This is a genomic window from Paraburkholderia nemoris (assembly GCF_905221015.1).
GTDB classification, from domain to species: Bacteria; Pseudomonadota; Gammaproteobacteria; order Burkholderiales; family Burkholderiaceae; genus Paraburkholderia; species Paraburkholderia nemoris.
The window spans coordinates 289,645-313,261 of sequence record NZ_CAJNBO010000007.1; the positions used below are offsets into that span (position 1 = coordinate 289,645).

Below are 23,617 nucleotides of genomic sequence, written 5' to 3' on the forward strand. Positions count from 1 at the left end.
AGTCGCCGAAGCCGGAAGGGCTCGGATAACCCGCGGACTGCCAAACTTTCCCCACCCCCTGCAACGCCGCCGCGCAGCGGCGGATGGAGACTCGCATGCCCATTTCTTCGACTTCAGATGATCCCGTCGTTATCGTCGGTGCCGCACGCACAGCGCTAGGCGGCTTCCAGGGCGACTTCGCGTCGCTGACGGCGCCGCAACTCGGCGCCAGCGCCATCCGTGCCGCATTCGATCGCGCAGGGCTGCAGCCAGAGGCGGTAGACGAGATGCTCATGGGCTGCGTGCTGCCCGCCGGCCTGGGGCAGGCACCCGCACGCCAGGCGGCGCTGAGAGCCGGTTTGCCGCTTTCGGCGGGTTGCACCACGATCAATAAGGTCTGCGGCTCGGGTATGAAGGCAACGATGCTTGCGCACGATCTGCTGCTGACTGGGAGTCAACAGGTGATCGTGGCCGGCGGCATGGAATCCATGAGCAACGCGCCCTACCTGTTGCCCAAGGCCCGCTCGGGCCAGCGCCTGGGACACGGCCAGGTACTGGACCACATGTTCTTCGACGGCCTGGAGGATCACTACGGCCTCGCCTCCCCTGGCCGCCTTATGGGCACCTTCGCCGAGGACTGCGCGCGCCACTTCGGTTTCACGCGCGATACACAGGACGCCTTTGCTTCCACCTCCACGCTGCGCGCGCAACAGGCGCAGCGTGACGGCTTGTTGCGGTGGGAGATCACGCCGGTGGCGGTGCCGGGCCGCAGCGGCGAGAAACTCGTCGACGAGGACGAGGCGCCAGCGAAGGCAGAACTGGCCAGGATCCCCAGCCTCAAACCCGCCTTTGGAAAGGACGGCACAGTCACAGCGGCGAGTTCTGCCTCGATCGCCGATGGAGCAGCGGCCGTGGTGCTGATGCGCCGCTCCACCGCGCAAGAGCGTGGTTTAACGCCGCTGGCCATTATCCGCGGGCACGCCACACAGTCTCAGGAGCCGGCCTGGTTTACCACTGCGCCCGTGGGTGCGATCCAGAAGCTGCTAGCCAAGGTCGGGTGGCAGTCCGACGATGTAGACTTGTGGGAAATTAACGAGGCATTTGCAGTGGTTGTCATGGCCGCCATGCGCGAACTATCGCTTCCTCACGAGCGCGTGAACGTGCATGGAGGTGCTTGCGCGCTGGGTCACCCGATCGGCGCAACGGGCGCGCGCCTGGTCGTGACGCTCCTGAGCGCACTCCGCCAGCGCGGCGAGACGCGAGGCGTCGCGAGTCTGTGCATCGGTGGTGGTGAGGCCACGGCGCTGGCAATTGAGATCGTCTAAGCAATATGATCGGCGCTTCGGAAGTACGGCGAACCCACCGTTCGCGCAGCCTATCGGGTTTGAATTCGCACTCATGGGTTGCTGAAGCCCCTCGCCGGCAAGCTGACCGCCGCACTTGGCGCGTCGCACGCAGCGGTCGACACGCTACGTTCAGAGGAGGTTGGCCAGACCCGCAAGATTGTTGCACCGCAACCGTACATCGCGCTTGGATTCTCGGGCGCGATCCAGCCGCTGCGGGCATGATGAACTCGAAGATGATCGTGGCGATCGGGAGGACGAAGAAGCGCCGATCTTTGGCGGGGCCGAGTACGGCCTCGTCGACGATCCGTTCGCGACGGACTTTATGGATGCACTTTGATTGCGCTTGAGTTGCAACTCTTGGATTCTGAATTCGCTGGAGTACGCCGATGGTTGCACGGGAAAGATCGCTCCGTAAGATTGTTAATATGTGGCTCGGTTCGGATGCAGGCTCGTCTCGGGTGACTCGCATTACGCGCACACGTTGCAAGGCGTGGCGTTGCGTTTGCGTTGAGTCCGAGGGTGAGCAACGCTCCTTGAAGATCATGTTCTTCCGGCACGACGACGGTTGTTGGTTTGTCTTTCCACCAGCACCCCGGCGCCCTGCAATGGGGGTTGCGGTGCACGCCGAAAATCAGGAAATGACCCGCCAACAATGAACCTATGGGCTCCGCGGTGATTCATCTGAAGGGCCCATATGTTGACGGAAGCCGTTAAAAAGACTGGGAAGTTCGTTGCCAATGCCACGTAACACGTCGCTGTCCAATCCACGGAAACTGTCGTCGCGCGAGTTCGTGGAATTCCTGGTTCAACAACGCGACGCGCAATTGCACGACACTGTGTGCGTCCACGCGACTCCAGCGCATATGCTGACTCTTGCACATTCGACGGCCAACGATTCGATTAATTGACGATTCGACGAAGCCGGTGGAGATTCGTCCTCCCGCACGTTGCCATGTGCGATAGTCGATCAGCGACTCGGCGTTGCTGCCGAGATACGTGACCACATTCGAGAGGCTATAGCTCGCTTTCCTTACTTGGCCGCTCACTGCTTGATCTCGTGTCTCACGTAGATCAAGCAAGTGAGCAAGTCGAGCTGAAAACTGCTGCCAGGCGGCAGTACGTCCGACCCAAACGTAGTGGCGGAAGCGGACAAACAGATCCCACAGTTCAAACGCTGATCCACTGTCCGTGAGTCGCCCATATGCCAGAGGCGCGATAGCCAGCTCAACGCGTCGCAACATGCGCCCGATGTGTGCCCAATCAAGAATCCACTCGTTATCGTATGGGAGATCATTAGCGACGCCGGCCAGGTCCCGAGCTCCATCAGTCAGGACAACGACTTCATTAGGATCCCCGTATCCGCTGTCCTCGAGGAATCGTGCCATTTCTTGATTCAGTCGCCTGGTGCGCGGCATGGCGGAAGCCCACACTCGTGGCTGCTTACCGGCTTGGCCCAAAGCAGCAACGACGACTGCGATCGACGACGGCCGGTTCCCGGCTTCTGCGCGATTTTCCTTGCCGGAACCCTTGCGATTGCAACGTGCGCGACGGACATAGCCGACGTCAATGCCAAGCTCCGCAATCGGCTTTTCCGTCTCGCACCACCGACGCACCGGTGGTGCGTGCTGTATTGATTTTCCGATGGCCACCGTGTGGTTGCGGATGGTTACATGATTGTCGCGACCGGAGGTGGGTAGCAGAAGGTCCATGACTGCCTTGGCCTGCCGATAGGGCATCGCGGCGCCAAGCTCCGCGTGCAGCCATCTCAGTTCACCGGTACTTGCCTCCGTCAGGTAGCCCTTGAGCGGAGAAACATATCTAGAGCCGTCAGCACCGCAATTGCAGGCCTTCGATCGTTCACGGCAATAGTAAACCTTTCCTAGCACGGTCTTCAGATCCGAGCAATGATTATCATGCAGACGACGCTGGACGCCGCAATCCACACAGGATCTATGCGAGGCGCAAAAACGTTCGATCTGCTCGACAACGAACTCCTGCTGCACACAATTGAGCAAAGACTTGCCTTCACTGAGTGACAGTCCCACGTCTCCTGGCGTCTGGTCGTCGATGGGCCTGTGCAACCGCATGACCTCAACCCGCTTTACCACACTCCCGTCGCCGTTATCGAACTCAAGAATGACCGAGCATCGCACGGTGGCTCCTGGGTCTCGTCGTTAGGGATACGATACCCCGCGGTGCGCTCGTCTCCCAGCCTTTTTAACGGCTTCCACCAACAGTTGCTGCATTCAAACCCGGTGCCGCGCAAAATCGTGACTGACCAGCTGCGCAGCTATCCGGCGGCGAAGGCTGACATTCCCGAGCTCGCTCAGGTGAAGCACGTTTTCGTCAAGGCGGCTGCACGCGTGAACAACCGTGCCGAGAACAGTCACCAGCCGACCCGCAGGCGCGAACGCCAGATGTGCGGCTTTCGCGATGAGCGTCGCACGCAGGCGTTTCTCTCATGCTTCTGCGTGATCCGGCAGCACTTCGCGTTGCCCTGACATCAAATAAACGCGGCATGTCACCGTGCCGCACTCAAAGAACGCTTCGCCACATGGCATGGCTGGACTGTTGCTGCCGCAGCATAGAAAGTTATCTGATAAGGATAACTACTCTTGATCCACACAGGTAGCCTGCGCCCGCCAACTTGAAAGAGCCGTCGAGTAACATGTGTAGAGAGTCGCAGTTTTTTGTAGTTTTGACAATACCGGGTTGATGCCGATCAACCTCATGAAAATCGGAAAACGGCGGCACGCTCAAGAACGCTGCAGCGGTGGCCAATCATGCGTCGATGCGTACCACACCGTTTTTTGACCGGCGTCGCAACGTTACTGTCCCGATGAGGGCGAGCCTTAGACAGGATTCGAGGCGGGCCGCCCTTCCAGCACGGCGGCGACATTATCCAGCGCCGTAAAGCCCATCTGGTCGCGGGTCTCAATCGTTGCGCTGGCCATATGCGGCGTCAGGAACACATTGTCGAGTTCAGCGAAGCGCTTGTCGACATTGGGCTCATTCCGGTACACATCCAGACCCGCGCTGAATAGATGACCCGAAGTCAGGGCGTCATAAAGCGCATCTTCGTCCACCAGGCCGCCACGCGCCGCGTTGACAAAAATTGCGCCTGCGGGAAGGAGTCCAAACTCTCTTTTCGTCATGAGTGGAACGGCTCCGCCCGGCACGTGCAGCGTGAGTACCTGGCAGTGCGGCAGCATTTCGTCGAGGGTGGCATAGAAGGTCGCGCCATTCTCCACCGACGGACCCGCACGGTGCATGTCCGTGTAAATCACGCGCATGCCGAATGCCTGCGCACGCTTGGCGACTGCCCGTCCAATACGCCCGAATCCAACGATGCCGAGCGTCTTGTCGTTCACTCGCGTACCCAGCATCTCGGTCATGCCGAACGATTTGCCCCATCCGTTGCGCATGATCCGTTCGTATTCTGACGCGCGACGACACGCAGCCAGCAAGAGCAGCATGGAGAAATCGGCCGTGCACTCGGTCAACGCATCAGGTGCGTTCGTGACGACGATTCCCCTTTCACGGGCCGCCGCTACATCCATGTGATCGAAGCCCGCGCTCGCGTTCGCAATGATCTTGACCGTCGAGGGCAGCGCGGCAATGTGTTCCGCCTGCAGGCCGGATTTTTTCCCGATGAGTACGGCCGGCACATCGTGCTTCTTGCAGAAGTCGACGACAGACCACGAGTCCATATCGGCCTCGGTCACGAAGGCATGGAATTCGGCTGCGGCGCGTTTCGCCACGGCTGTGGGAACCCTTCGCGCAATCAACAGGCTGGTGCGTTTATCTTCCGACATGGTTTTTCCTTTGGTAGGCAGACGTCGAGAGACTACGAAATCGCAGACCGGACCGTCAATGTTGATTGGATGAATCAACTCCTCGATAACGATTAGCCCCTTATTGTTCGCGGTGCCTGCGCGTTGCGATTCGTTTCCGTCTTGCCCCTCTTCCATCTTGCTCGCGGCAACACGCGCATCAGGAAAACCCTGATACGATCCCGGTCCACAAAGCCCTCGGATGTTGATTCAATGAATCAAGATTGCTCACCGCATAGCGCGGATGCAACTCTCTTTCCCGTGTTCAATTGAATCGTTGAGAGGAAGTCAAATGTCTGCATCAAAGAAGTTCGCAGCCGTTACGGGCGCCGGCTCCGGCATCGGCCGCAGCGCCGCCCTTGCGCTCGCCCACGCGGGATTCGCCGTCGCGCTGATCGGGCGCAGAGCTGAGCCGCTGCTGGAAACGAAACAGGCCATCGGCATTGCCGGCGGAGAATCACATGTTTTCCAGGCCAACGTTGCCGACGCCGCGTCGGTCCAGCACGCATTTTCGCAGATCGTCGAGGCATTCGGCCGGCTCGACGTGCTCTTCAACAACGCAGGCCGCAACGCGGGGGCCGTCCCCCTTGAGGATTACGAGGTCGATTTCTGGAACGACGTCGTGGCCACCAATCTGACCGGCGTCTTCCTGTGCGCTCGGGCAGCTTATCGACTGATGAAAGAACAGTCCCCTCAAGGCGGACGAATCATCAACAATGGATCGATCTCAGCCCACTCGCCGAGGCCGCATACCATCGCCTATACGGCAACGAAACATGCGGTCACCGGCATCACCAAATCGATCGCGCTGGACGGACGCGCGTTCAATATCGCCTGCAGCCAGATCGATATCGGCAATGCGGCCACATCGCTCACGGAACGCATGAACCGCGGTGTACTGCAAGCGGACGGACGCATGGCGCCTGAAGCAAGAATGGATGTGACGCACGTCGCGAATGCCGTCGTGCATATGGCCAGTCTTCCGCTCGAAGCCAATGTGCTCAACATGACCATCATGGCGAGCGCGATGCCGTTCGTCGGCCGCGGATAAATCGCCCTCACGCCTAATATAAGAAGAACAACCGGCCAATGTACTGGAGACACCGATGAAATTCGTAGAGGAACAAACATTGTCGGCGCGAAACCCGGCTTACGCGGATACCACGAAGCGCTCCAGGGTGCGATACATCGTGCTCTCGATGCTGCTCGCGGCAACCATCCTCAACTACGTGGACAGGTCGGCGCTCGGCATCGTCGCGCCGGGCCTCTCGAAAGGCCTCGCGCTGGACAAGATGCAGATGGGCGAGTTGTTTGCTGCGTTCGGCCTCGCCTACTCTATCGGGCTGGTGCCCGGAGGCATACTCACCGACATTCTCGGCTCGCGTGTCGCTTATGCGCTGTCCCTCCTCGGCTGGTCGTTCGCCACGCTGACGCAAGGTCTCGCGACCGGCTATCACATGCTGCTCGGCTCGCGGCTCGCCATCGGCGCGCTGGAGGCGCCGGCTTTCCCTTCGAACGCGCGCGCCGTGACGTTGTGGTTTCCCGCCCGCGAGCGCGGCTTCGCGACCAGTGTCTATGTCATGGGGCAATACATCGGCACGCCGTTGTTCACCGGCCTGTTGCTCTGGATTTCCGCCGCGTATGGCTGGCGCATGGTCTTCTACGTCACGGGCGGCGTCGGCATTCTGTTCAGTCTTCTCTGGTACCGGGTTTATCGGGATCCGCATCAGCACGCGAGCGTAAATACCGCCGAACTTCAATACATCAACGACGGCTCTACGGCTGCGCGCAAGCCCCGCGAGAAGTTCGATTGGCGTATGGCGCTCAAGCTGCTCAGTTACCGGCAGATTCTCGCCATATGCATCGGCAAGTTCTGCAACAACACGTTGCTTGTCTTCTTCACCACGTGGTTCATGACCTATCTTATCGAAGCGCGTCACATGTCGATGATCAAGGTTGGGATCTTCCAGGCACTTCCTTTTATCGGCGCGACGGCCGGCATTCTCCTCGCGGGCTCCCTCTCAGACTTTTTCATCCGGCGCGGGGTGTCGATTTCCACTGCACGCAAGACGCCGCTCATCATCGGCACGCTGCTGGGAGCATCGATCGTGCTCGTCAATTTTGTCGAGTCGAACGAGGCGGTGATCGCCATCCTGACTATCGCGTTCTTCGCGCAAGGTGTCGGGTCGATGTCGTGGGCCGCCGTTTCCGAAATCGCGCCGCGCCAATACGTGGGGCTGACCAGCAGCATCACCAGCCTCGCGGCCAACATTGCGGCCGTTACGACACCGCTCATGATCGGCTATATCACTCACCACACCGGCAACTTCTACTGGGCGCTCAACCTGATGGGCGCGATATGCCTGCTCGGCGCGCTCTCGTACTCCGTGCTGCTGGGGAAGCTTTCCCGCATCGAACTGTGACGTTTTTGAATATACGGTGAAATCGAATGATTGAATTCAAGTGGGACCATCTGCAACTGTGCTCGGCGGACGCCGAAGCCACTGCCGAGTGGTTTGCGCGCTGCCTGAACGCCGAGATCGTGCGTCGCCCGGGGCGGGTGGATTTGCGCATCGGCAGCATCAACCTTTTCATCACAGCGCTGGCGGGCGCGCAAATCGGCCGCGTCGGTGGCGAGCGGAAACAGGGCATCGATCATTTCGGTGTGGTCGTGGACGATCTCGATGCCGCGTTCGAGCATTTGTCGCGCTGCGACGCGGAAATCGTCGAGCCGATCAAGCAGGTCCGCCCCGGCGTGAGGGGCTGCTTCGTGCGATCGCCAGGGGACATTCTCGTCGAGATCCTTGAGCGGCGACCCGCCGAGATGACTTTTACCTGAAAAGACGTCAATATTGATGCTCGATCGGTTGCGCTCGCATGCACGGCGCGATCCGCATCGTAACGGCTCTGCTGCCCGTTCCGCTGCATCAACTTGCTTGGCCATCCCATGCGAAACTGGATCACGCTGACTGAAGCGGCTCGACAACTCGGCGTGCAAGCGCAGACTATCTATGCGTACGTCAGCCGAGGCAACATCGCGGTCGTGCCGGATCCGAATGACCCGCGCAAGAGCCTGTATCGTGCGGAAGACGTGGCCGGCCTGTGCCGCAAAAAACAGGTTGGACGCAAGCGCGAGGCGCTCGCCGCCGGGACTATATTCGGCACCGAGCCCTGCATTTACAGCGGCATTACCACCTTCTCGAAAGGTCGGCCGTATTACCGGGGACGGGATAGCATCAGGCTGTCGGACACGGCGACGCTCGAAGACGTGGCGGCCATTCTCTGGAATGCGCGCGAGCCCGTTTCCTTCGAAACCGGTGAAATGCTGCTACAGGGCGACGAACGAGGCAGGCAATGCGCGTTTACATCGCTGGCGGCGCTCGCGGCCTGCGGGCACTCGACCCTCGGACGCACGGACAGCGCACTCCATGTCGAGGCTGGCCGCCTCGTGGCACTCATCGCGCAAGCGTTTGGCGCGCGCTGTGATGGGAATGCACAAACGACACATGAACGGCTCGCGCTCGGCTGGAGGCAAGACCGCGATGGCGCTGAGCTTATCCGCCGTGCCTTGGTCCTTGTGGCCGATCACGAGATTACAAGTTCGGCGTTCGCCGCCAGGATTACCGCCTCCACCGGCGCGTCGCTGCCGGGATGCCTGCTTACCGGACTCGCGACTCTCTCCGGCCCGCTGCACGGCGATGCGTCAGGCCGCGTGCGGGCCGTGTTCGACGACGTCGGAAGGCTCGGTGCGGAACACGTCGTTGCCCATCACTTGCAGTCGGCCATTCCGATCCCTGGGTTTGGACATCATTTGTATCCAGACGGCGATCCGAGGGCGGCCGCATTGCTCGAAGTGCTGATTCCGCCCCAGGAGCTCATGTCGTTCGTCAACAAGGTGATTGAGCTGACTGGGCTCAAGCCAAATATCGACGTTGCGCTTGCGGCCCTGGCGGCTCAGCTGGCGTTGCCGCGCGATGCATCGTTCGCGTTGTTCGCAACAGCCCGGAGCGTGGGTCTGCTCGCGCACTGTATTGAGCAACTCCGGGTGAGCAAGGTCATACGGCCACGAGGGCGCTATACCGGGCCCGCGCTCGAAGACGCCGCCCCCGCCTCGCCAGCAGAAGGCGGCGAGAATACGGTCGATCCAGTCACGCTCGACAAGAATCGCGTATTCAAAACGGTTGGGCGCTGAGAAGCCCGTCAAACCGGATCTTTCCCGAAACAAAATAATCTCGACGCCAGTCGGCTCTCGCCGAAAGGGTTCTGGTGCAAACAGGTGGTGAAGCCGAGACGTCTCCAATATATAAGGATACCTTATTGATTGAACAGGATGGCGTTCCAAACGGCAGGTACAGCAGTTGTTGAAGATCGCTAAATCTGCTAGCGGTGCCCATAGAGGCGCTAATGGTGTCCATTAATTCTGCTAGCGGGGCTTTTCCAGCGGTACACGAACACTTTGGCCGGAACGACTAACTAGGAGCAGCATGACATTGCGGTTGTCGCCCTCCAAACACGTATTTGATTAGGAATCCCGCATACAGCAGAAAATCCCGTCCTTTATAGCGTTTTCGTCCACCTCAAAAGATTGGCACCGCCTGAATATCCCAATAAATTGACCTTCGTCAATCTCCCTTGCCGCCGCCTGTGGCTCGCGGACCTGTCGCGTCGATCGGAGCCACATTAGCCGAATTAGAAAACATGACGAACGCGCTAGCAGAATTAACGAACATCCTCCTGCTCACCCGTTGCGGGAACGCAACGGGTGACACTACTGGCAATCTTCCCCCGTCGCCATGCCTGGCGGGCTCCGCGACTCATCTCCTATTAGCAAATTCTGTGGACATCGCTAGCAGAATGAACGGACGACAACACCGGCCAAGATCGTCAACAATGTTGCAGCATGCCGATGAGGAATGGCCGTGCCGAAAATTGCGGGTCCCACGGTCCATTGACGTAACCTGTCGTTTTCGCGCCCTCTCATGCGCGACTGGAGCGATCGTGTGACGACAACCGAAGTGGTGAAACTTTACGGCGCCGCATGGAGTGTGTATGTGCGGATCGCTCGCCTGGCTCTGGAAGAGAAGCAGATCAAATACAGTTTGGTTGAGGTAGATGTGTTCGCAGAAACCGGCGTTCCACAGGAGCACTTGAAGCGTCACCCGTTCGGTCGCATTCCGGCCTTCGAGCATGGCGATTTCCATGTTTACGAGACAGGCGCAATCGTTCGCTACATCGACGACGCTTTCCCCGGGTGCAAGCTGCAACCGACAGATCCGAAAACTCGCGCCAAGGTAAACCAGATTGTTGGAATACTGGATGCCTATGCGTATCGAACTCTTGTTTGGGACATATACGTTGAACGCGTGGTTTCAACTCGCGAAGGCCGGCTAGCCAATGAGCAGACGATTGCCGCCGCGCTGCCGCGGGCCGCTTTATGTTTATCTGAGTTGAACCGTCTGTCCGATGACCGGGGGTTCCTGATCGGCGGTGGCGTGACACTTGCGGATCTGTACGCCGCTCCGATCTTCGCGTGCTTCATGCAGGCTCCTGAAGCCGTTTCACTAGTGGAAGGATGCGAAAAACTGATCTACTGGTGGCAGCGATTCGCCATCCGCGACAGCATGTCCCGGACGCGGCCGTGATCAGCCGCGTGCGGCACGCAACGGCCAGGAAGGGACGCTCGCGGTTGTCGGCATCTTGACGTTCGAACGGCAGTTCGCCTCCGGGAGGCGTCGCTCAAGCTGTGGTGCTCAGCCCGTGCGAGGGATCCTGTTTCTGGCGCTGGCAGGATTCGGCGCACCGACACAACGCGTGCCGGCGCTTCGGCCAGAGAACAGTAAACATTAGCGTCGCTGTGTGCCGGATTGATTCGCGGCCTGACGCAGCGACGAAGTTTGTTCAGCTTGCACTCGGGTTTCGGCCTTCTGCAGCCTGACCGGGTAGTCCACATCAACAGAAAGCGGGTTGTAGCCAGCTTGTTCGAGGTTGGCGAGTTCGGCGCGTACTTGTGCGCGCGTGAGTGGCGCCTCGTTTTGAGCGAACGAAGTAATTGGAGCAGAGGCGAGCAGGGCGAGAGCAGCCGTCACGAAAATCTGTTTCATCACATACCTACTTTCTGGCGTCGGGTCATCTGAAGTACTGCTAGAAGCCTCAAAGTATATGCGCCAGAATCTAGGTATTTTCCCTTATTCTGACAATACTACATTGCGAAAGGCACAATTCTCCGCGGCTGAGAACCCTCAAATAGACTGCAAGAAGGCGGTCGACACGCCCAACTGAAGATCTGAGGAGAGATTGCGCGACCGTGCGATCTCCTTGGTGAGTTGCATTACTGTGCGGCACGCCACCGTCAGTTCGCCGTGAGGCGACATGGCCAGCGCAATGAAGCGCGGCACGGACGGTTCGACCACCATTGACGCCTGCAACCGGCATTCCTTTTCCAGGTTGGCAATCGCGTAAGGTCCGAGCAACCCGTAGATGCCGCCATCGGCCACGATGTGCCCCTGCAGACTCAACGAGTCGGCTTCTGCCGCGAAATTCAGGGAGACCTGGTGTTCACCGGCAATTTGTTCGAGCCGGTCGCGCCAGCTATTGGGGCGGCAGAAAAAGACCAGGGGAATCCCGTCGAGCTTCGAAAATTCAATGGTGGGATGTTTGGTCAGAAGATCGCCCTCCGCGCCGACCAGGTAGGTCGCTGCCTCAACCAAATACTCGTCACCGTCTTTCGGCGTCGGGCTATTTCTAAAAAGGATGGCGAGGTCAACACTACCGTTTTCCAACCACGTATCCAACAAAGCCCCCTGACCCTCGCGCACCTGTAACTGCACCAGGGGATAACGTTCTCGAAGGCGATGGTAGAGCGTGCTGACCAGCGGATGAGCGGTGGAGGGCAAGATCCCGAGCCTGACTACGCCAATCGGTTCTCCCGCGGTACTGCGGATGTCGTTGGACAACTGTTCCGTGCTGGCCAGCCACGTCCTGACGCGCGGGGCGATCCGCGCCCCCAGTTCCGTCAATATCACGCCGCGCCCTGTCCGCTGAAACAAGCGGCCGCCACAGTACTGCTCCAGTTCAACAATCTGGCGGCTGATATGCGGCTGACTGGTCCCGTACGCCACGGCCGCCTTGCTCAAGCTTCCAAGCTCCGCCGCATCGATGAATAGCTTCCAAGCCGCGTAGTCCACCGCCCCACCCTCCGACAAGATATGTCGATCCAGTATAGCTGAAATGCGTGATTGAGCAGTTCTCGCATGGGCCGTCCATCCCTACACTGCAACGCATGCACCGTTGTTCCCAGCTTGATGCGAAACGAGCAGCGGGCTCTCCTCTGCGGAAAGAGGAGCCGAAAAGCTCACATTTGGAGACGTCATGAAAGCGATCGATCTGCGCGGTTTGGTCCCGGCACCCGTTACCCCCTTCACCCGCGATGGCGCGGTGGACCATGCAGCAATTCAAAGACTCGGTTCTTGGCTCGGCAGCATCGAAGGCGTTAAAGGTCTGACGGTGCTCGGCCACGCTGGCGAAGGCACGTTCATGACGCAGAAAGAACAAGCTCAAGTCATCGAAAGTTTTGTTAAGTCCGTCGACGGCAAGATTCCGGTCATCGCCGGTATCACGCTCGAAGGTACGCAAGTCGCAGTCGACGAAGCGAAGCGAGCGGTGGAAGCCGGCGCGTCCGCTGGTCTGGTGTATCCGTCGCACGGCTGGCTGCGCTTCGGTTACCAGAAGGGCGCACCGCAAGACCGCTACCGCGCCATCTACGAAGGCAGCGGCCTGCCGCTGATCCTGTTCCAGTACCCGGATGCCACCAAGGCGACCTACAACCTCGAAACGCAGCTGGAAATCGCCGCACAACCGGGCGTGTTTGCAATGAAAAACGGCGTGCGCAATATGCGTCGCTGGGATGTTGAGATCCCCATCATCCGTCGCGAGCGTCCGGACCTGCAAATCCTGACCTGCCACGACGAATATCTGCTGCACACGATGTTCGACGTTGACGGGGCACTCGTCGGTTACGGCGGCCTGGCTCCCGAGCCGCTCATCGAGCTGATCAAAGCAGGCAAGGCGAAAGACTACCAGGCCGCGCGCGCGATCCACGATCGCCTGCTGCCCGTGACGCGTAACGTGTACCACCGTGGCTCGCACATGGAAGGCACCGTGGCACTCAAGCATGGCCTCGTGGCCCGCGGCATTCTCGAGCACGCTACCGTGCGCTCGCCGCTGCTGCCCCTCGCAGAAGGCGCGGACGTTGAAATCGCCGACGCACTGCGTTCGGCAGGCCTCGTCGACTGACGCGGAAACTGCGCATTCATAGCCGTTATGACGATAGCGAAGCGTTGCCCCGCTTTGCTATCCGCTTTAAGCCGCAAGGGCGACGCACGAAATACCCGTTTCAACGCGTCGCTCATAACAGGATCGGGAAACGACCAAATTAGGCTCCAGCGTCGCGACACAACAAGAAAGAAACGCGACCGGTGCTTCAAAACAAGAAGAAATCCGAGGGCCCATAAAATGCAGCTTTTCAGGAGACAGCATGAATACCCCTTCGACCGCCTATGGCGTCGGCGTTGGTCAATCCCCGAGCGAAACGCGCCCCTTGAGTGAGCAATTGCGTGCGGCAAACCTGCTGTTTCGCATTGAGAATGTGCCGTTCTGCAAGTGGCACACGAAGGCACGCATCATTATGGGCAGCGCGACCCTCTTTGACGCATTCGACGCCCTCTCGCTTGCTTTCGTGCTGCCTGTACTGGTGGGTCTCTGGCATCTTTCTCCCGCCCATATCGGCGTACTGATCGCCTCAGGCTATCTCGGCCAGGTCGTAGGCGCGTTGGTGTTCGGCTGGCTTGCTGAGCGCGTCGGTCGCGTGCCTAGTGCAACGGTAACAGTCGGTGTGATGTCGGCCATGAGCGTCGTATGTGCTTTCACCGGCAGCTTCCATATGCTGTTCCTGATGCGTTTTCTGCAAGGCATCGGCGTGGGCGGAGAAGTGCCCGTGGCGGCCACGTACATCAACGAGCTGTCGCAAGCACATGGCCGGGGACGTTTCTTTATTTTATATGAACTCATTTTCCCGCTGGGTCTGCTTGCAGCCGCGCAGTTGGGTGCGTTCATTGTCCCCCGCTTTGGTTGGGAGTACATGTTCCTCATAGGCGGACTTCCCGGAATCGTGGTCGCGATCCTGATCGCGCGCCTTCCAGAATCGCCGCGCTGGCTCATTTCGAAGGGGCGTTTCGATAAAGCTGAACGGATCATCGAACGGCTGGAGGCAAGCACGCCGAAGCGCAGCCTCGACACGAAGACGCAGAAAGCCGAGGTCGACGAGCGCGTGGTGAGACTCCTGAACGGCCTGCAGTCGAAGCAGAAGGGCTCGTGGAAGGAACTTTTCTCGCCGTTCTACCGTGGGCGCACCATCGTCGTGTGGTTACTTTGGGCGACCTCCTACTTCGTCGCGAACGGCATCAACAACTGGCTGCCGAGTCTCTACAAGACGGTCTACCATCTGCCGCTGCAAGAGTCGCTTCACATGGCGTCCATCTCCAACGTCCTGAGCACGTGCGGGGTGCTTGCCTGCGCGTTGCTGATTGATCGGGTCGGGCGCCGCCGCTGGACAATGGCCTGCTTCATCATCAGCGGAATCCTGCTTGCCGCTCTGGGCATTCATGGAGCAGGTAGTGCCTGGTCGGTGATGTTGCTGGGATCGTCGGCATATGCGGTGATGGCAACCACAACCGTACTGTTGTACCTGTACACCCCTGAAATCTATCCGACCCGGATGCGCGCGATCGGTACGGGCCTCGCGACATCCTGGCTGCGAGCCGCTTCTGCTGCCGCGCCCGCGATCGTTGGCGTCGTATTGACGGGTAAAGGCATCGCCGCGGTATTCATCCTGTTTGCCGTGGTCAGCGCAGCGGGCTTCTTTGTGGCTTCGCGAATGGTGGAAACGACCAATCGCGCGCTCGAAGAGATCTCCCCGTAACCGCTCGCATCCCTTGTCGCTCCTTCTCCTGATATTGACTCAAGGGAAGGAGCCTCCGGCTCGCAACACCTTTAATTTCAGCGCGACAGGTTCGCAGATAGCGACAACGCTCCCAGACGCTCCGTTCGTAGTGCTGATCGGATGTCGGTGTAGGTCGCATATAAAAAGATGAATGGAGACAACCGAAATGAAAAAGGCACAACGGATCATGGCCCGCGCTTCGATACGGAACGTTGCAGGCACACTTGGCGTAACAGCGATGCTAAGCTCGGGCCTCGCATTGACCTCCGTCGGCGCCCGCGCCGATAGTGGTTCCCAAGTCCAACTGTATGGGATCGTCGGCACCTATGTCGGCAGTGTCAAACGTAGTGACACGCCGCAATCCACGGTACTCATGGGAAGCGGCGGATTGACCACTTCATTCTGGGGAATCCGCGGCAAGGAAGATCTGGGCGGTGGTGTCAGCGCCATCTTCGCTCTGGAGAGCTTCTTTCAACCACAGAATGGCGCGCAGGGCCGCAGTGCGGCGGACCCGTTCTTTTCACGCAATGCGTACGTGGGCTTTCAAGGTGACTTCGGTCAGTTGACCTTCGGGCGCCAAAGAAATCCGACCTATACGGCCGAATCCCTCATCAACCCGTTCAGTTCGTCGACGGTCTTTTCTCCGCTCGTCCTTCAGACGTTCGTGACCAACTATGGCGGCACGATCATCGGCGATACGGTGTGGAATAACACCGCCAAGTATACAACGCCAGACTTTAAAGGTTTCGGCGCAACGGTGATCTATGGCCTCGGTGGCGTTGCGGGGTCGCCCGGCGTCGGTAACCTCGGCGTTCACCTGAATTATCAAGGTCACGGGCTTACGGCCGTGCTCTCTGGCCAGCGTGTACGGTACACCGCAACGGGGCCGGTCGGCGCGCAGTACGCCTACCTCGCGGGCGCAGCGTACGACTTCAAGGTCGTGACGCTTTATGGAGCGTGGGCGATGACAAGTGACGTGAGTACGCCTACAGGCAGCCACACCTACGAGGCGGGTTTCTCCATCCCGTTCACACCGTCCGATTTCCTGCTCGCCGAGTGGGCGCGGACGCAACGGTCGGGACCGACCCCTGCGACCAACGGCTTTCGCAATACGGCGTCTCTCGGCTATGACCACTTTCTCTCGAAGCGGACAGACATCTACGCGATTTACACCTACGACAAACTGAGCGCTCGCCCCACCGGCAACACCTTTGCGATCGGCGTTCGACACACGTTCTAGTTTCGGGCCCGGTCGGTGAGCCGCTCCTCGATTGGAGGCAGTGGACGATTCCAGCGGGCCCCCAAAGCACCCTGCAGACGGGCATGCGCCTTCGATGAGCCTGCACCGAGATGGCGGGTGCTCGGTCGGTGCTAACTCTGCCCGCGGCGTTGTCACGGTAGCTGGTCGGGCTGGTAGAGTGATGCGATGAAGACAACCACGCCGCTGTACCATCGCCATCGATTCCCGGGCGCCGTCATCAGTTGCGCCGTTCGCTGGTATTTCCGGTTTCAATTGAGCCTGCGCGACATTGAAGAGTTGCTCTTCGAGCGCGGCGTAATCGTCAGTTATGAAACAGTCCGGCGCTGGTGCGACAAATTCGGCACCGGCTTCTCACATCGCGTCAAGGCTGCTCGTCGCAAGCCAGGCACCACGTGGCATCTGGACGAGGTATTTGTGACGCTACGCGGCGAGCCTTATCTACTGTGGCGGGCAGTCGATCAGCATGGCGCCGAACTTGATATCCTGCTGCAGAAGCGGCGCGACAAGGCCGCGGCGAAACGGTTCTTCAAACGTGTACTGGCGGCTTGTCCTGAGGTGCCGCGCAAGATTGTCACTGACCAGTTGCGCAGCTATCCGGCGGCGAAGGCCGAGATCCCTGAACTGGAAAACGTGAAGCACGTTTTCGTCAAAGCCAGCGCCCGAGTGAACAACCGAGCCGAAAATAGTCATCAACCCACGCGCGAACGCGAGCGCCGCATGCGTGGTTTCCGCGATCCTGAACGCACGCAAGCGTTCCTGTCGAATTTCGGACCGATCCGGCAGCACTTCGCACTGAAGCGACATCTACTACGTGCGTCGCTCCACCGCAAACAACTCGGCGAGCGCTTTGCCGCGTGGCATCGTTTCACCGAGCTTACCCGCAATCCGTCCGGCTTTTAAGGAAAACTTCGTCCATCGCACTACTGCGACACGAAAACTTAAATGTGACAGCGCCTTACAAAGATATCGGAACGGCCCGGAAGCCATGCCGGGCGGAAGGCAGCCGGAGTCGAACCGACCTGACAGCGTCTGACGCCCTCAACTGGATTTGAAGTCCAGCCGCACCACCGGATGCGAATGCCTTCCTACGGTGATTGAACAAATTGAACTACCTGAACCACGCCCTGCAACTCAAACACTGAATCAGATCAGATCGAGCCAACGACTATCCGTGCGCATCAGATGCAGGCCACGGTGGAAGCGAGTATATCCAACCCGGTCGAAGAATTCTAAAAGCTGGATCGCGCGTTTTCGCCCGAGCCCAGTGACATCGCGAAACGGTGCGGCCGCTACCGTACCCGCATTCTTTTGCGCTTCGGAACCCGCCATCAAAGCCAGTTCGCGAATCACCTCATGGTGATAAAAGAGGTCGCGCACAACCTGAAAAAGCTCGCCTTGGCGCGCGAGTTTGCGCAGTAACTGCCGCACGCGGTCTTCGGATACGCCGTGTGCATTTGCCAGATCACGCACCCAGGGCGGATCGAAACGACCGTCTTTCAGCGCCGGTAGCAGTACTGCCGCGAGTGCGCGATCGGCATCGTCGAGTGTCACCGCGTGGTCCGGCAGATGCAACCACGGCCCGCGTCTCGCGATCTCGCCGCGCGCCGCCGCATCGTCGACCAGGGCGCGCCACAATGCATCGTCGACGAGAGGCGCAGCCATTCGGCGTAAGCGTGATACATCCGGGCCGAGTTCATCCGGTGAGCGTTCGTGGTACTGCTTTAGTGCCGTGATCAGCCGCATATTCAAGGCCCGCCAAGACGCATCGGCGATCAACAACGCGTCATTACCGCCGGGGAGTTCCACCACGCGCGTGTCAGATGGCAACGCGAGCATGGCCGCCTGCATACCCGCCAGTCGTTCCAGCAACGAACGAGACAATCCATGCGGCGCCCTTGCCAGAAGCGAATCCAGAGCGCCGGTGTCGAGCATGACCTGAATCGCATCGAGCCACGCCAGTCGCTCAGCCGAGCGACGCTTGCGCGAAGGCGCAAACGGATCGAGTACATGACCGCCACCAACCGTGCGATTAGCCTGAGCATTGCGCACGACAAAACGGTCGCCAGGAAGCGCACACACCGGCCGTTCGAACACGAACTGCACGCGCGCCCGCTGACCTGCGCCAAGCGTCTCGCCATCGAGCAACGCGACATGCGCAACCTGATGCTGCGTGCCCAGATGCACATGCAGCGGCGCCCAGTGCTCCAGCGTCAACGGTGCATCAGCGAGCAGCGTCAGCATCACGTCGATGCGTTCTGAGGCTTCTGACAAACGTGGAGCGACGATCCAGTCGCCGCGATCGATTGCGCTCTTCTCGATGCCCGCCAGATTCAACGCACAGCGCTCACCTGCCCTTCCACTCTCGGCCGGACGATTCTGCGCATGAATGCTGCGCACGCGCACCGGTTGATTTTTCGGCGCGAGCAGCATCGTGTCGCCTACCGTCACGCGTCCCGACACGACAGTTCCCGTCACGATCGTGCCTTGGCCCGAGAGCGTAAACACCCGGTCGACCGCGAGACGGAACAGACCGTCGTCGCGCTTCATGCGCCACGCTGCTGCCGCTGCGTGCAGATGCGCTTTCAACGTGGCCACGCCAGGATCATCTTCACGCGTCGCGCAGGTGTCGAACACGGGAGCGTCCTGCAGCACGCTGCCACTCAGAAACGCTGCCGCCTCGTCATGCACTTCCTGCAACCGCACAGCATCAACGCGATCTATCTTGGTCAGCGCGACGGCGCCGCGCTTGATGCCGAGCAGTCCCACAATCGCCAGATGTTCGCGCGTTTGCGGCATGACGCCATCATCGGCGGCGATTACGAGCAGCGCGAAATCGATCCCGCTTGCGCCGGCGGTCATCGTATGGACGAGCTTTTCGTGGCCGGGCACGTCGATCAAACCGAGCACGTCGCCGTTGTCGAGCGGCACATATGCATAGCCCAGTTCGATCGAAATGCCGCGCGCCTTTTCTTCCTTGAGTCGATCAGTATCGACGCCCGACAACGCTCTCACCAGACTCGTTTTACCGTGGTCGATATGTCCGGCCGTACCTACGATCATGCCTGCACGTCCTTCAATTGCTCGAGCAACTGCGCTTCGTCGGCGGCTTCGAGACAGCGCAGATCGAGACGCAATGCGTCGTCTGCAATCCGGCCGATGACCGGCCGCGCCATCTCGCGCAAGCGCTTCTCGAGCGCAAGCAATTGACGGCCGCCGCGCTTGCCGTCGGCGGTCCTGACCACAAGGCCGTAGCTCGGCAGCACATCGACAGGCAATGCGCCGCTGCCGATCTGGCTGAACATGGGCTCGGCCACGACGACGTAGCAATCGCCGGCCACACGCTGCAACGCAGGCTGCACCCGCTCCGCGGTGAGCCGGATGTCGTCGCCCGGTCGCGTGAGCAAACGCAGCGTGGTGAGCCGCTCAGCGAGTTTTTCCGGCGCGCGATACATCTGCAGTACAGGCTCCAATGCCGCGAGTGTCAGTTTGCCGACCCGCAGCGCGCGCTTGAGGGGATGCTTCTTGATTTTGGCGATCAGATCACGCCGCCCGACGATCAAACCCGCCTGCGGGCCGCCAAGCAGTTTGTCGCCGCTGAACGTGACGAGGTCGGCGCCGGCTTCGATGGTTTCGCGCACCGTCATCTCACGCGGCAAGCCCCATTGCGTCAGATCGACCAGCGTGCCACTGCCGAGGTCCACCGCAACGGCAAGACCGCGCGCGTGGGCGAGCGGCGCGATGGCGTCGACCCCGACCTCTTTCGTAAATCCGCTGATCGCGTAATTGCTCGTGTGGACTTTCATCAGCAGCGCGGTTTGCGGACCGATGGCTTCGTCGTAGTCCTTCAGATGCGTGCGATTGGTGGTGCCGACTTCGCGCAGCCTCGCGCCCGCGCGGCTCATGATGTCGGGAATGCGAAACGCGCCGCCGATTTCAACCAACTCGCCACGCGACACGATCACTTCTTTCTTCGACGCTAACGCGGACAACGTGAGCAACACTGCTGCCGCATTGTTGTTGACCACGGTCGCCGCTTCGGCTCCGGTCAGCTCGCATATGAGTTCGTCGATCAGATCGTCGCGATCACCGCGCTTGCCGGTGCCGAGATCGAACTCGAGGTTGGCCGGTTGCGTGAGCGCCTTCATGACGGCTTGCACCGCTTCGTCAGGCAGCAATGCGCGGCCGAGATTGGTATGCAGCACGGTGCCGGTCAGATTGAAGACGCTGCGCAAGCGGGCCGCGTTGCGGCGGCGCAGCGTGGCCTCGACGGTGACCTGTAGTTGCGCGATATCGAGCGCGTTCACCGACGCATCGCCGGACTGCGCGCTGACGCGCCAGGCGTCGAGTGCGTCACGCAAAGCACCCAATACCTGCGTACGGCCGAACTCGGTCAGCAACGCCGCAAACTCAGGCGACGCCATCACCTTTTCTACCGACGGCACACGCGCCATCAGCGCCCGCAATTCAGAGCCGGTTACATCGCTCACGAGGCAATCCTCATTCTCAGTCGGACTCGCCGGAAGAATCATCAGCCGCAGGTTCGGCCTGTTCCGGCCAGAGCCACGGATGCGGCGACGCGCGCCGATAACCTTCCGCTCCCATCAGCAGGTCCAGCGTGAGACTGGCGAGATCGTCCGCGAACGGCTCGAAATCGTAGTCCTTCGACTGAATGCCGATCTTCCGATAAGTATGGCATTCGTCGCACGACTCCGCCTTCAAGGAGGCATTCTTTGAATCGGCTTCTCGCGTGGCCTCGTCGGCGTCCTGCGAGCCGACTGCGTGATAGGCAATGCCTTTGGTCGAATCGCAGTTCGAACATTTCGCGCGGACCATGTGCCACTCCGTCGCACACAGGCCGCATTGCAGGTAGCGGTAATTGTCGTACGCACCGCCCACGCGCACCATGCTCGCCACCGGATGCGATCCACACACGGGACACAAGCCCAGCGTCTCGATGTACGGCACCTCACGCTTGTCGATGTCGGCAGCGAGGTCGGTCCATACGACTTGCAGCGCGGCCATGATGAATGGCGCGCTCGCCGGATCGACTTCCTCGAAGCGCTGCGCGAAGATCGCGTCGGCCTGGATGTCGAGCGTGGCCTGGTCCAGCGTTCGCAGCTTTTCAATGAGCGCTTCTAGCGGCGGCGTGAGCGGGCCGGCGGCTTGCACCTTGTCCAGCAACTGCAGCAACACGTCGTGCCACGCGGGGTCGCGCACGCCGGAAAGCGCTGGAATCAGCGGCATGGAATGCTGCTGTGCACTCGCGATCAACTCGGCGCTGGGCGGCCTCGCCTTGAAGCCGGTGATCACGGCTTGCTGCGCGTCCGCCAGCACGGCCATCAGACGCAAATAGCCGGCGATCGGATTGCTGAGCGCCGCCAGTTGGCGCAGCCGCGCGGCGCGCGCCGAAAAGACCGCCAGCCGTTCCGGCGTACGGATGCGGGGAATCGCCGTGTGGTCGAGCGATTCGATATCGCCGGCCTCAAGAATGCGTTGAACCAAAGTATCGACCTCTGAAAACTGCGCTAAAAACTGAAGAGCCGCCGCAGTTCGTCGAACAGGGGCGGCGGCTCGGGGTGCGTGGCAAATTGCGCCACGCTAGTTGCCGATCCTACTTGCCGATGATTTCCTTGAACCAGTTCGGATGATGCTTTCTCGCCCAGCCGTAGGTCACCGTCCCGCGCGTCATCGCACCGATCGAGCCCTTGATCCACAACGCCGCATAAATATGCACGACGATGCCGACGATCAGCACAAACGCAGCCGCAGCATGAACCAGCGCCGCGAGGCGAATGATCTCGATCGGAAAATAGAACGAGAAATAGCGCCGCCAGATCACAATGCCGCTCGCCAGCAACAGCAGCAGGCAAATCACCATAGTGAAAAATAGCAGCTTTTGACCGGCGTTGTATTTCCCAATCGCAGGGAGTTTTTCCTCACGATTGTTGAGCACATCGTCGATCTGCCTCATCCACTGGATGTCGGCTTTGTCCAGATAGTTGTGATGCCAGAAGCGCAACGCAAGAATCAGGAACGACAGGAACATCACACAGCCGACAAACGGATGCAGAATCCGCGTCCATTGCCCGCCGCCGAAGATCGCGTACAGCCACGACATCGCCGGATGAAACATGGCGAGACCGGAGAGCGCCAGCAGAACGAACGTGATGGCCGTGATCCAGTGATTCGTCCGTTCATTCGGCGTGTAGCGCTGGATCAGGCTGTTGCCCTTCACGTCTTTCAGCACAACGTGCTCGTGATTTTCAGCGTGCTTCATCGGATGCCTCCCGCGAACGGCGTGCTTCATCAGCTTCGTGCTGTGCTTCGGCTTCTTCCGCCTCCGTCACCTCGTTCGGACCGACACGGGTGTAGTGGAAGAACCCTGCCACCGCAGCAAACGCGATACCTGCCAAAGCCAGCGGTTTCGCCAGACCTTTCCATAGGTAAACCATCACGCTGATCTTCGGATTCTGCGGCAAACCGTGATACAGGTTGGCTTTATCGGCGTGATGCAGCACGTACATCACATGCGTGCCGCCCACGCCGGCAGGATCGTACAAACCGGCGTTCTGGAAACCGCGCTCCTTCAGATCGACAATCCGATCCGCCGCCTGCTGCTTCATGTCCTCCTTGGTGCCGAACATGATCGCGCCGGTCGGGCAAGTCTTCACGCACGCCGGCTCCTGACCGACTGCCACGCGGTCCGAACACAGCGTGCACTTGTACGCGCGGTTGTCCTTCTTCGAAATACGCGGCACGTTGAACGGGCAACCGGTAATGCAATAGCCGCAGCCGATGCAGTTTTCCTCGTGAAAATCCACGATACCGTTCGTGTACTGCACGATCGCGCCCGGCGAGGGACAGGCCTTCAGACAGCCCGGATCCTCGCAGTGCATGCAGCCGTCCTTACGGATCAGCCACTCGAGATCGCCTTCGGTGTTCTCGTACTCCGAGAACCGCATGACAGTCCACGAATGCTCAGACAGATCGCGCGGGTTGTCATAGATGCCGGTGGTCGTGCCGATCTCGTCGCGCAGATCGTTCCACTCCATACAGGCCGTCTGACACGCCTTGCAGCCAATGCACTTCGATACGTCGATGAGCTTGGCAACCGTGCCCGTCACCGGCTCACGCACTTGCGGTTCGGGCAAGGTCGTGGCCGAGAGGCGTTTGATATCCAGTGATTGCAGTGCCATCTCTT

The 23,617-nt window shown here is 60.0% G+C and carries 19 protein-coding genes, 1 tRNA gene and 2 pseudogenes; 12 read left to right on the forward strand and 10 right to left on the reverse strand.

All coding sequences use genetic code 11. From position 1 onward, the window contains the following. Positions 1–95: 95 nt before the first annotated feature. Both KHO33_RS13615 and KHO33_RS13620 read left to right on the forward strand, forming a co-directional pair. Positions 96–1,304, forward strand: a complete 1,209-nt coding sequence (locus KHO33_RS13615) for an acetyl-CoA C-acyltransferase (protein WP_054037010.1) — start codon at positions 96–98, stop codon at positions 1,302–1,304. A gap of 78 nt (positions 1,305–1,382) precedes the next feature. Continuing rightward, a pseudogene (locus KHO33_RS13620) lies at positions 1,383–1,662 on the forward strand (FAD-binding protein); the annotation flags it as partial. A gap of 373 nt (positions 1,663–2,035) precedes the next feature. Here the strand turns inward: KHO33_RS13620 and KHO33_RS13625 are convergent. Further along, on the reverse strand, positions 2,036–3,478 hold the full coding sequence (locus KHO33_RS13625; protein WP_054036939.1) for an ISKra4 family transposase: 1,443 nt from the start codon (positions 3,476–3,478) through the stop codon (positions 2,036–2,038). 72 nt (positions 3,479–3,550) lie between these two features. On the opposite strand from KHO33_RS13625, the pseudogene KHO33_RS13630 reads away from it, so the two are divergent. After that, positions 3,551–3,913 (forward strand): annotated as a pseudogene (locus tag KHO33_RS13630) (DDE-type integrase/transposase/recombinase); the annotation flags it as partial. A 264-nt stretch (positions 3,914–4,177) separates the two neighbouring features. On the opposite strand, the gene KHO33_RS13635 reads toward KHO33_RS13630, so the two are convergent. Further along, entirely contained in the window at positions 4,178–5,140 is a 963-nt protein-coding gene (locus KHO33_RS13635; RefSeq protein ID WP_154564037.1) for a 2-hydroxyacid dehydrogenase, read from the reverse strand. Positions 5,141–5,450: 310 nt separating this feature from the next. Here KHO33_RS13635 and KHO33_RS13640 point away from each other — a divergent pair, with 310 nt between their 5' ends. From KHO33_RS13640 to KHO33_RS13660, 5 genes are all read left to right on the forward strand, one after another. Continuing rightward, positions 5,451–6,209 (forward strand): SDR family oxidoreductase, encoded by a 759-nt coding sequence (locus KHO33_RS13640; RefSeq protein WP_054036942.1) that lies wholly within the window; start codon positions 5,451–5,453, stop codon positions 6,207–6,209. A 55-nt stretch (positions 6,210–6,264) separates the two neighbouring features. Further along, positions 6,265–7,581 carry an MFS transporter gene (locus tag KHO33_RS13645; protein ID WP_200565788.1) on the forward strand — a complete coding sequence of 439 codons (1,317 nt, stop codon included), beginning with the start codon at positions 6,265–6,267 and terminating at the stop codon, positions 7,579–7,581. A 26-nt stretch (positions 7,582–7,607) separates the two neighbouring features. Continuing rightward, positions 7,608–7,997, forward strand: coding sequence for a VOC family protein (locus tag KHO33_RS13650; RefSeq protein WP_054036946.1), 390 nt, complete (start codon positions 7,608–7,610; stop codon positions 7,995–7,997). 108 nt (positions 7,998–8,105) lie between these two features. Then, positions 8,106–9,350 carry a citrate synthase gene (locus tag KHO33_RS13655; RefSeq protein WP_200565789.1) on the forward strand — a complete coding sequence of 415 codons (1,245 nt, stop codon included), beginning with the start codon at positions 8,106–8,108 and terminating at the stop codon, positions 9,348–9,350. 808 nt (positions 9,351–10,158) lie between these two features. Further along, positions 10,159–10,800 (forward strand): glutathione S-transferase family protein, encoded by a 642-nt coding sequence (locus KHO33_RS13660; RefSeq protein ID WP_236062712.1) that lies wholly within the window; start codon positions 10,159–10,161, stop codon positions 10,798–10,800. A 201-nt stretch (positions 10,801–11,001) separates the two neighbouring features. On the opposite strand, the gene KHO33_RS13665 is transcribed toward KHO33_RS13660, so the two are convergent. Together KHO33_RS13665 and KHO33_RS13670 are read right to left on the reverse strand one after the other, a co-directional pair. Continuing rightward, a complete protein-coding gene (locus tag KHO33_RS13665) occupies positions 11,002–11,259 on the reverse strand; it encodes a DUF4148 domain-containing protein (protein ID WP_054036950.1) in 258 nt (85 codons plus the stop codon). Positions 11,260–11,397: 138 nt separating this feature from the next. Beyond that, positions 11,398–12,342: a LysR family transcriptional regulator gene (locus KHO33_RS13670; RefSeq protein WP_054037016.1), complete on the reverse strand. Its 945-nt coding sequence runs from the start codon at positions 12,340–12,342 to the stop codon at positions 11,398–11,400. A gap of 184 nt (positions 12,343–12,526) precedes the next feature. Between KHO33_RS13670 and KHO33_RS13675 the strand changes: the two genes are divergently transcribed. The 4 genes from KHO33_RS13675 (at position 12,527) to KHO33_RS13690 (ending at position 17,316) form a co-directional block, all read left to right on the forward strand. Then, complete coding sequence (locus KHO33_RS13675) at positions 12,527–13,450, forward strand: dihydrodipicolinate synthase family protein (RefSeq protein ID WP_151049221.1); 924 nt, start codon at positions 12,527–12,529, stop codon at positions 13,448–13,450. 241 nt (positions 13,451–13,691) lie between these two features. After that, entirely contained in the window at positions 13,692–15,134 is a 1,443-nt protein-coding gene (locus KHO33_RS13680) for an MFS transporter (RefSeq protein WP_054036953.1), read from the forward strand. Between the two features lie 187 nt (positions 15,135–15,321). Next, entirely contained in the window at positions 15,322–16,395 is a 1,074-nt protein-coding gene (locus KHO33_RS13685) for a porin (protein ID WP_054037018.1), read from the forward strand. Between the two features lie 186 nt (positions 16,396–16,581). Continuing rightward, the gene (locus tag KHO33_RS13690; protein WP_054036955.1) at positions 16,582–17,316 is read left to right on the forward strand and encodes an IS6 family transposase; all 735 of its coding nucleotides are present in this window, start codon (positions 16,582–16,584) and stop codon (positions 17,314–17,316) included. Between the two features lie 93 nt (positions 17,317–17,409). On the opposite strand, the gene KHO33_RS13695 is transcribed toward KHO33_RS13690, so the two are convergent. From KHO33_RS13695 to fdxH, 6 genes are all read right to left on the reverse strand, one after another. Continuing rightward, positions 17,410–17,502: transfer RNA gene (locus KHO33_RS13695), tRNA-Sec, on the reverse strand. 57 nt (positions 17,503–17,559) lie between these two features. Continuing rightward, positions 17,560–19,476: a selenocysteine-specific translation elongation factor gene (selB, locus tag KHO33_RS13700; protein WP_200565790.1), complete on the reverse strand. Its 1,917-nt coding sequence runs from the start codon at positions 19,474–19,476 to the stop codon at positions 17,560–17,562. After that, a complete protein-coding gene (gene selA, locus KHO33_RS13705) occupies positions 19,473–20,903 on the reverse strand; it encodes an L-seryl-tRNA(Sec) selenium transferase (RefSeq protein ID WP_200565791.1) in 1,431 nt (476 codons plus the stop codon). Before selA ends, selB begins: the two co-directional genes overlap by 4 nt. Positions 20,904–20,919: 16 nt before the next feature. Continuing rightward, positions 20,920–21,918 (reverse strand): formate dehydrogenase accessory protein FdhE, encoded by a 999-nt coding sequence (gene fdhE, locus KHO33_RS13710; RefSeq protein WP_054036959.1) that lies wholly within the window; start codon positions 21,916–21,918, stop codon positions 20,920–20,922. Between the two features lie 109 nt (positions 21,919–22,027). Next, positions 22,028–22,693, reverse strand: coding sequence for a formate dehydrogenase subunit gamma (locus tag KHO33_RS13715; protein WP_054036961.1), 666 nt, complete (start codon positions 22,691–22,693; stop codon positions 22,028–22,030). After that, positions 22,680–23,612, reverse strand: a complete 933-nt coding sequence (gene fdxH / locus KHO33_RS13720) for a formate dehydrogenase subunit beta (RefSeq protein WP_200565792.1) — start codon at positions 23,610–23,612, stop codon at positions 22,680–22,682. The genes KHO33_RS13715 and fdxH overlap by 14 nt, the downstream gene beginning before the upstream one ends. Positions 23,613–23,617: the final 5 nt, after the last annotated feature.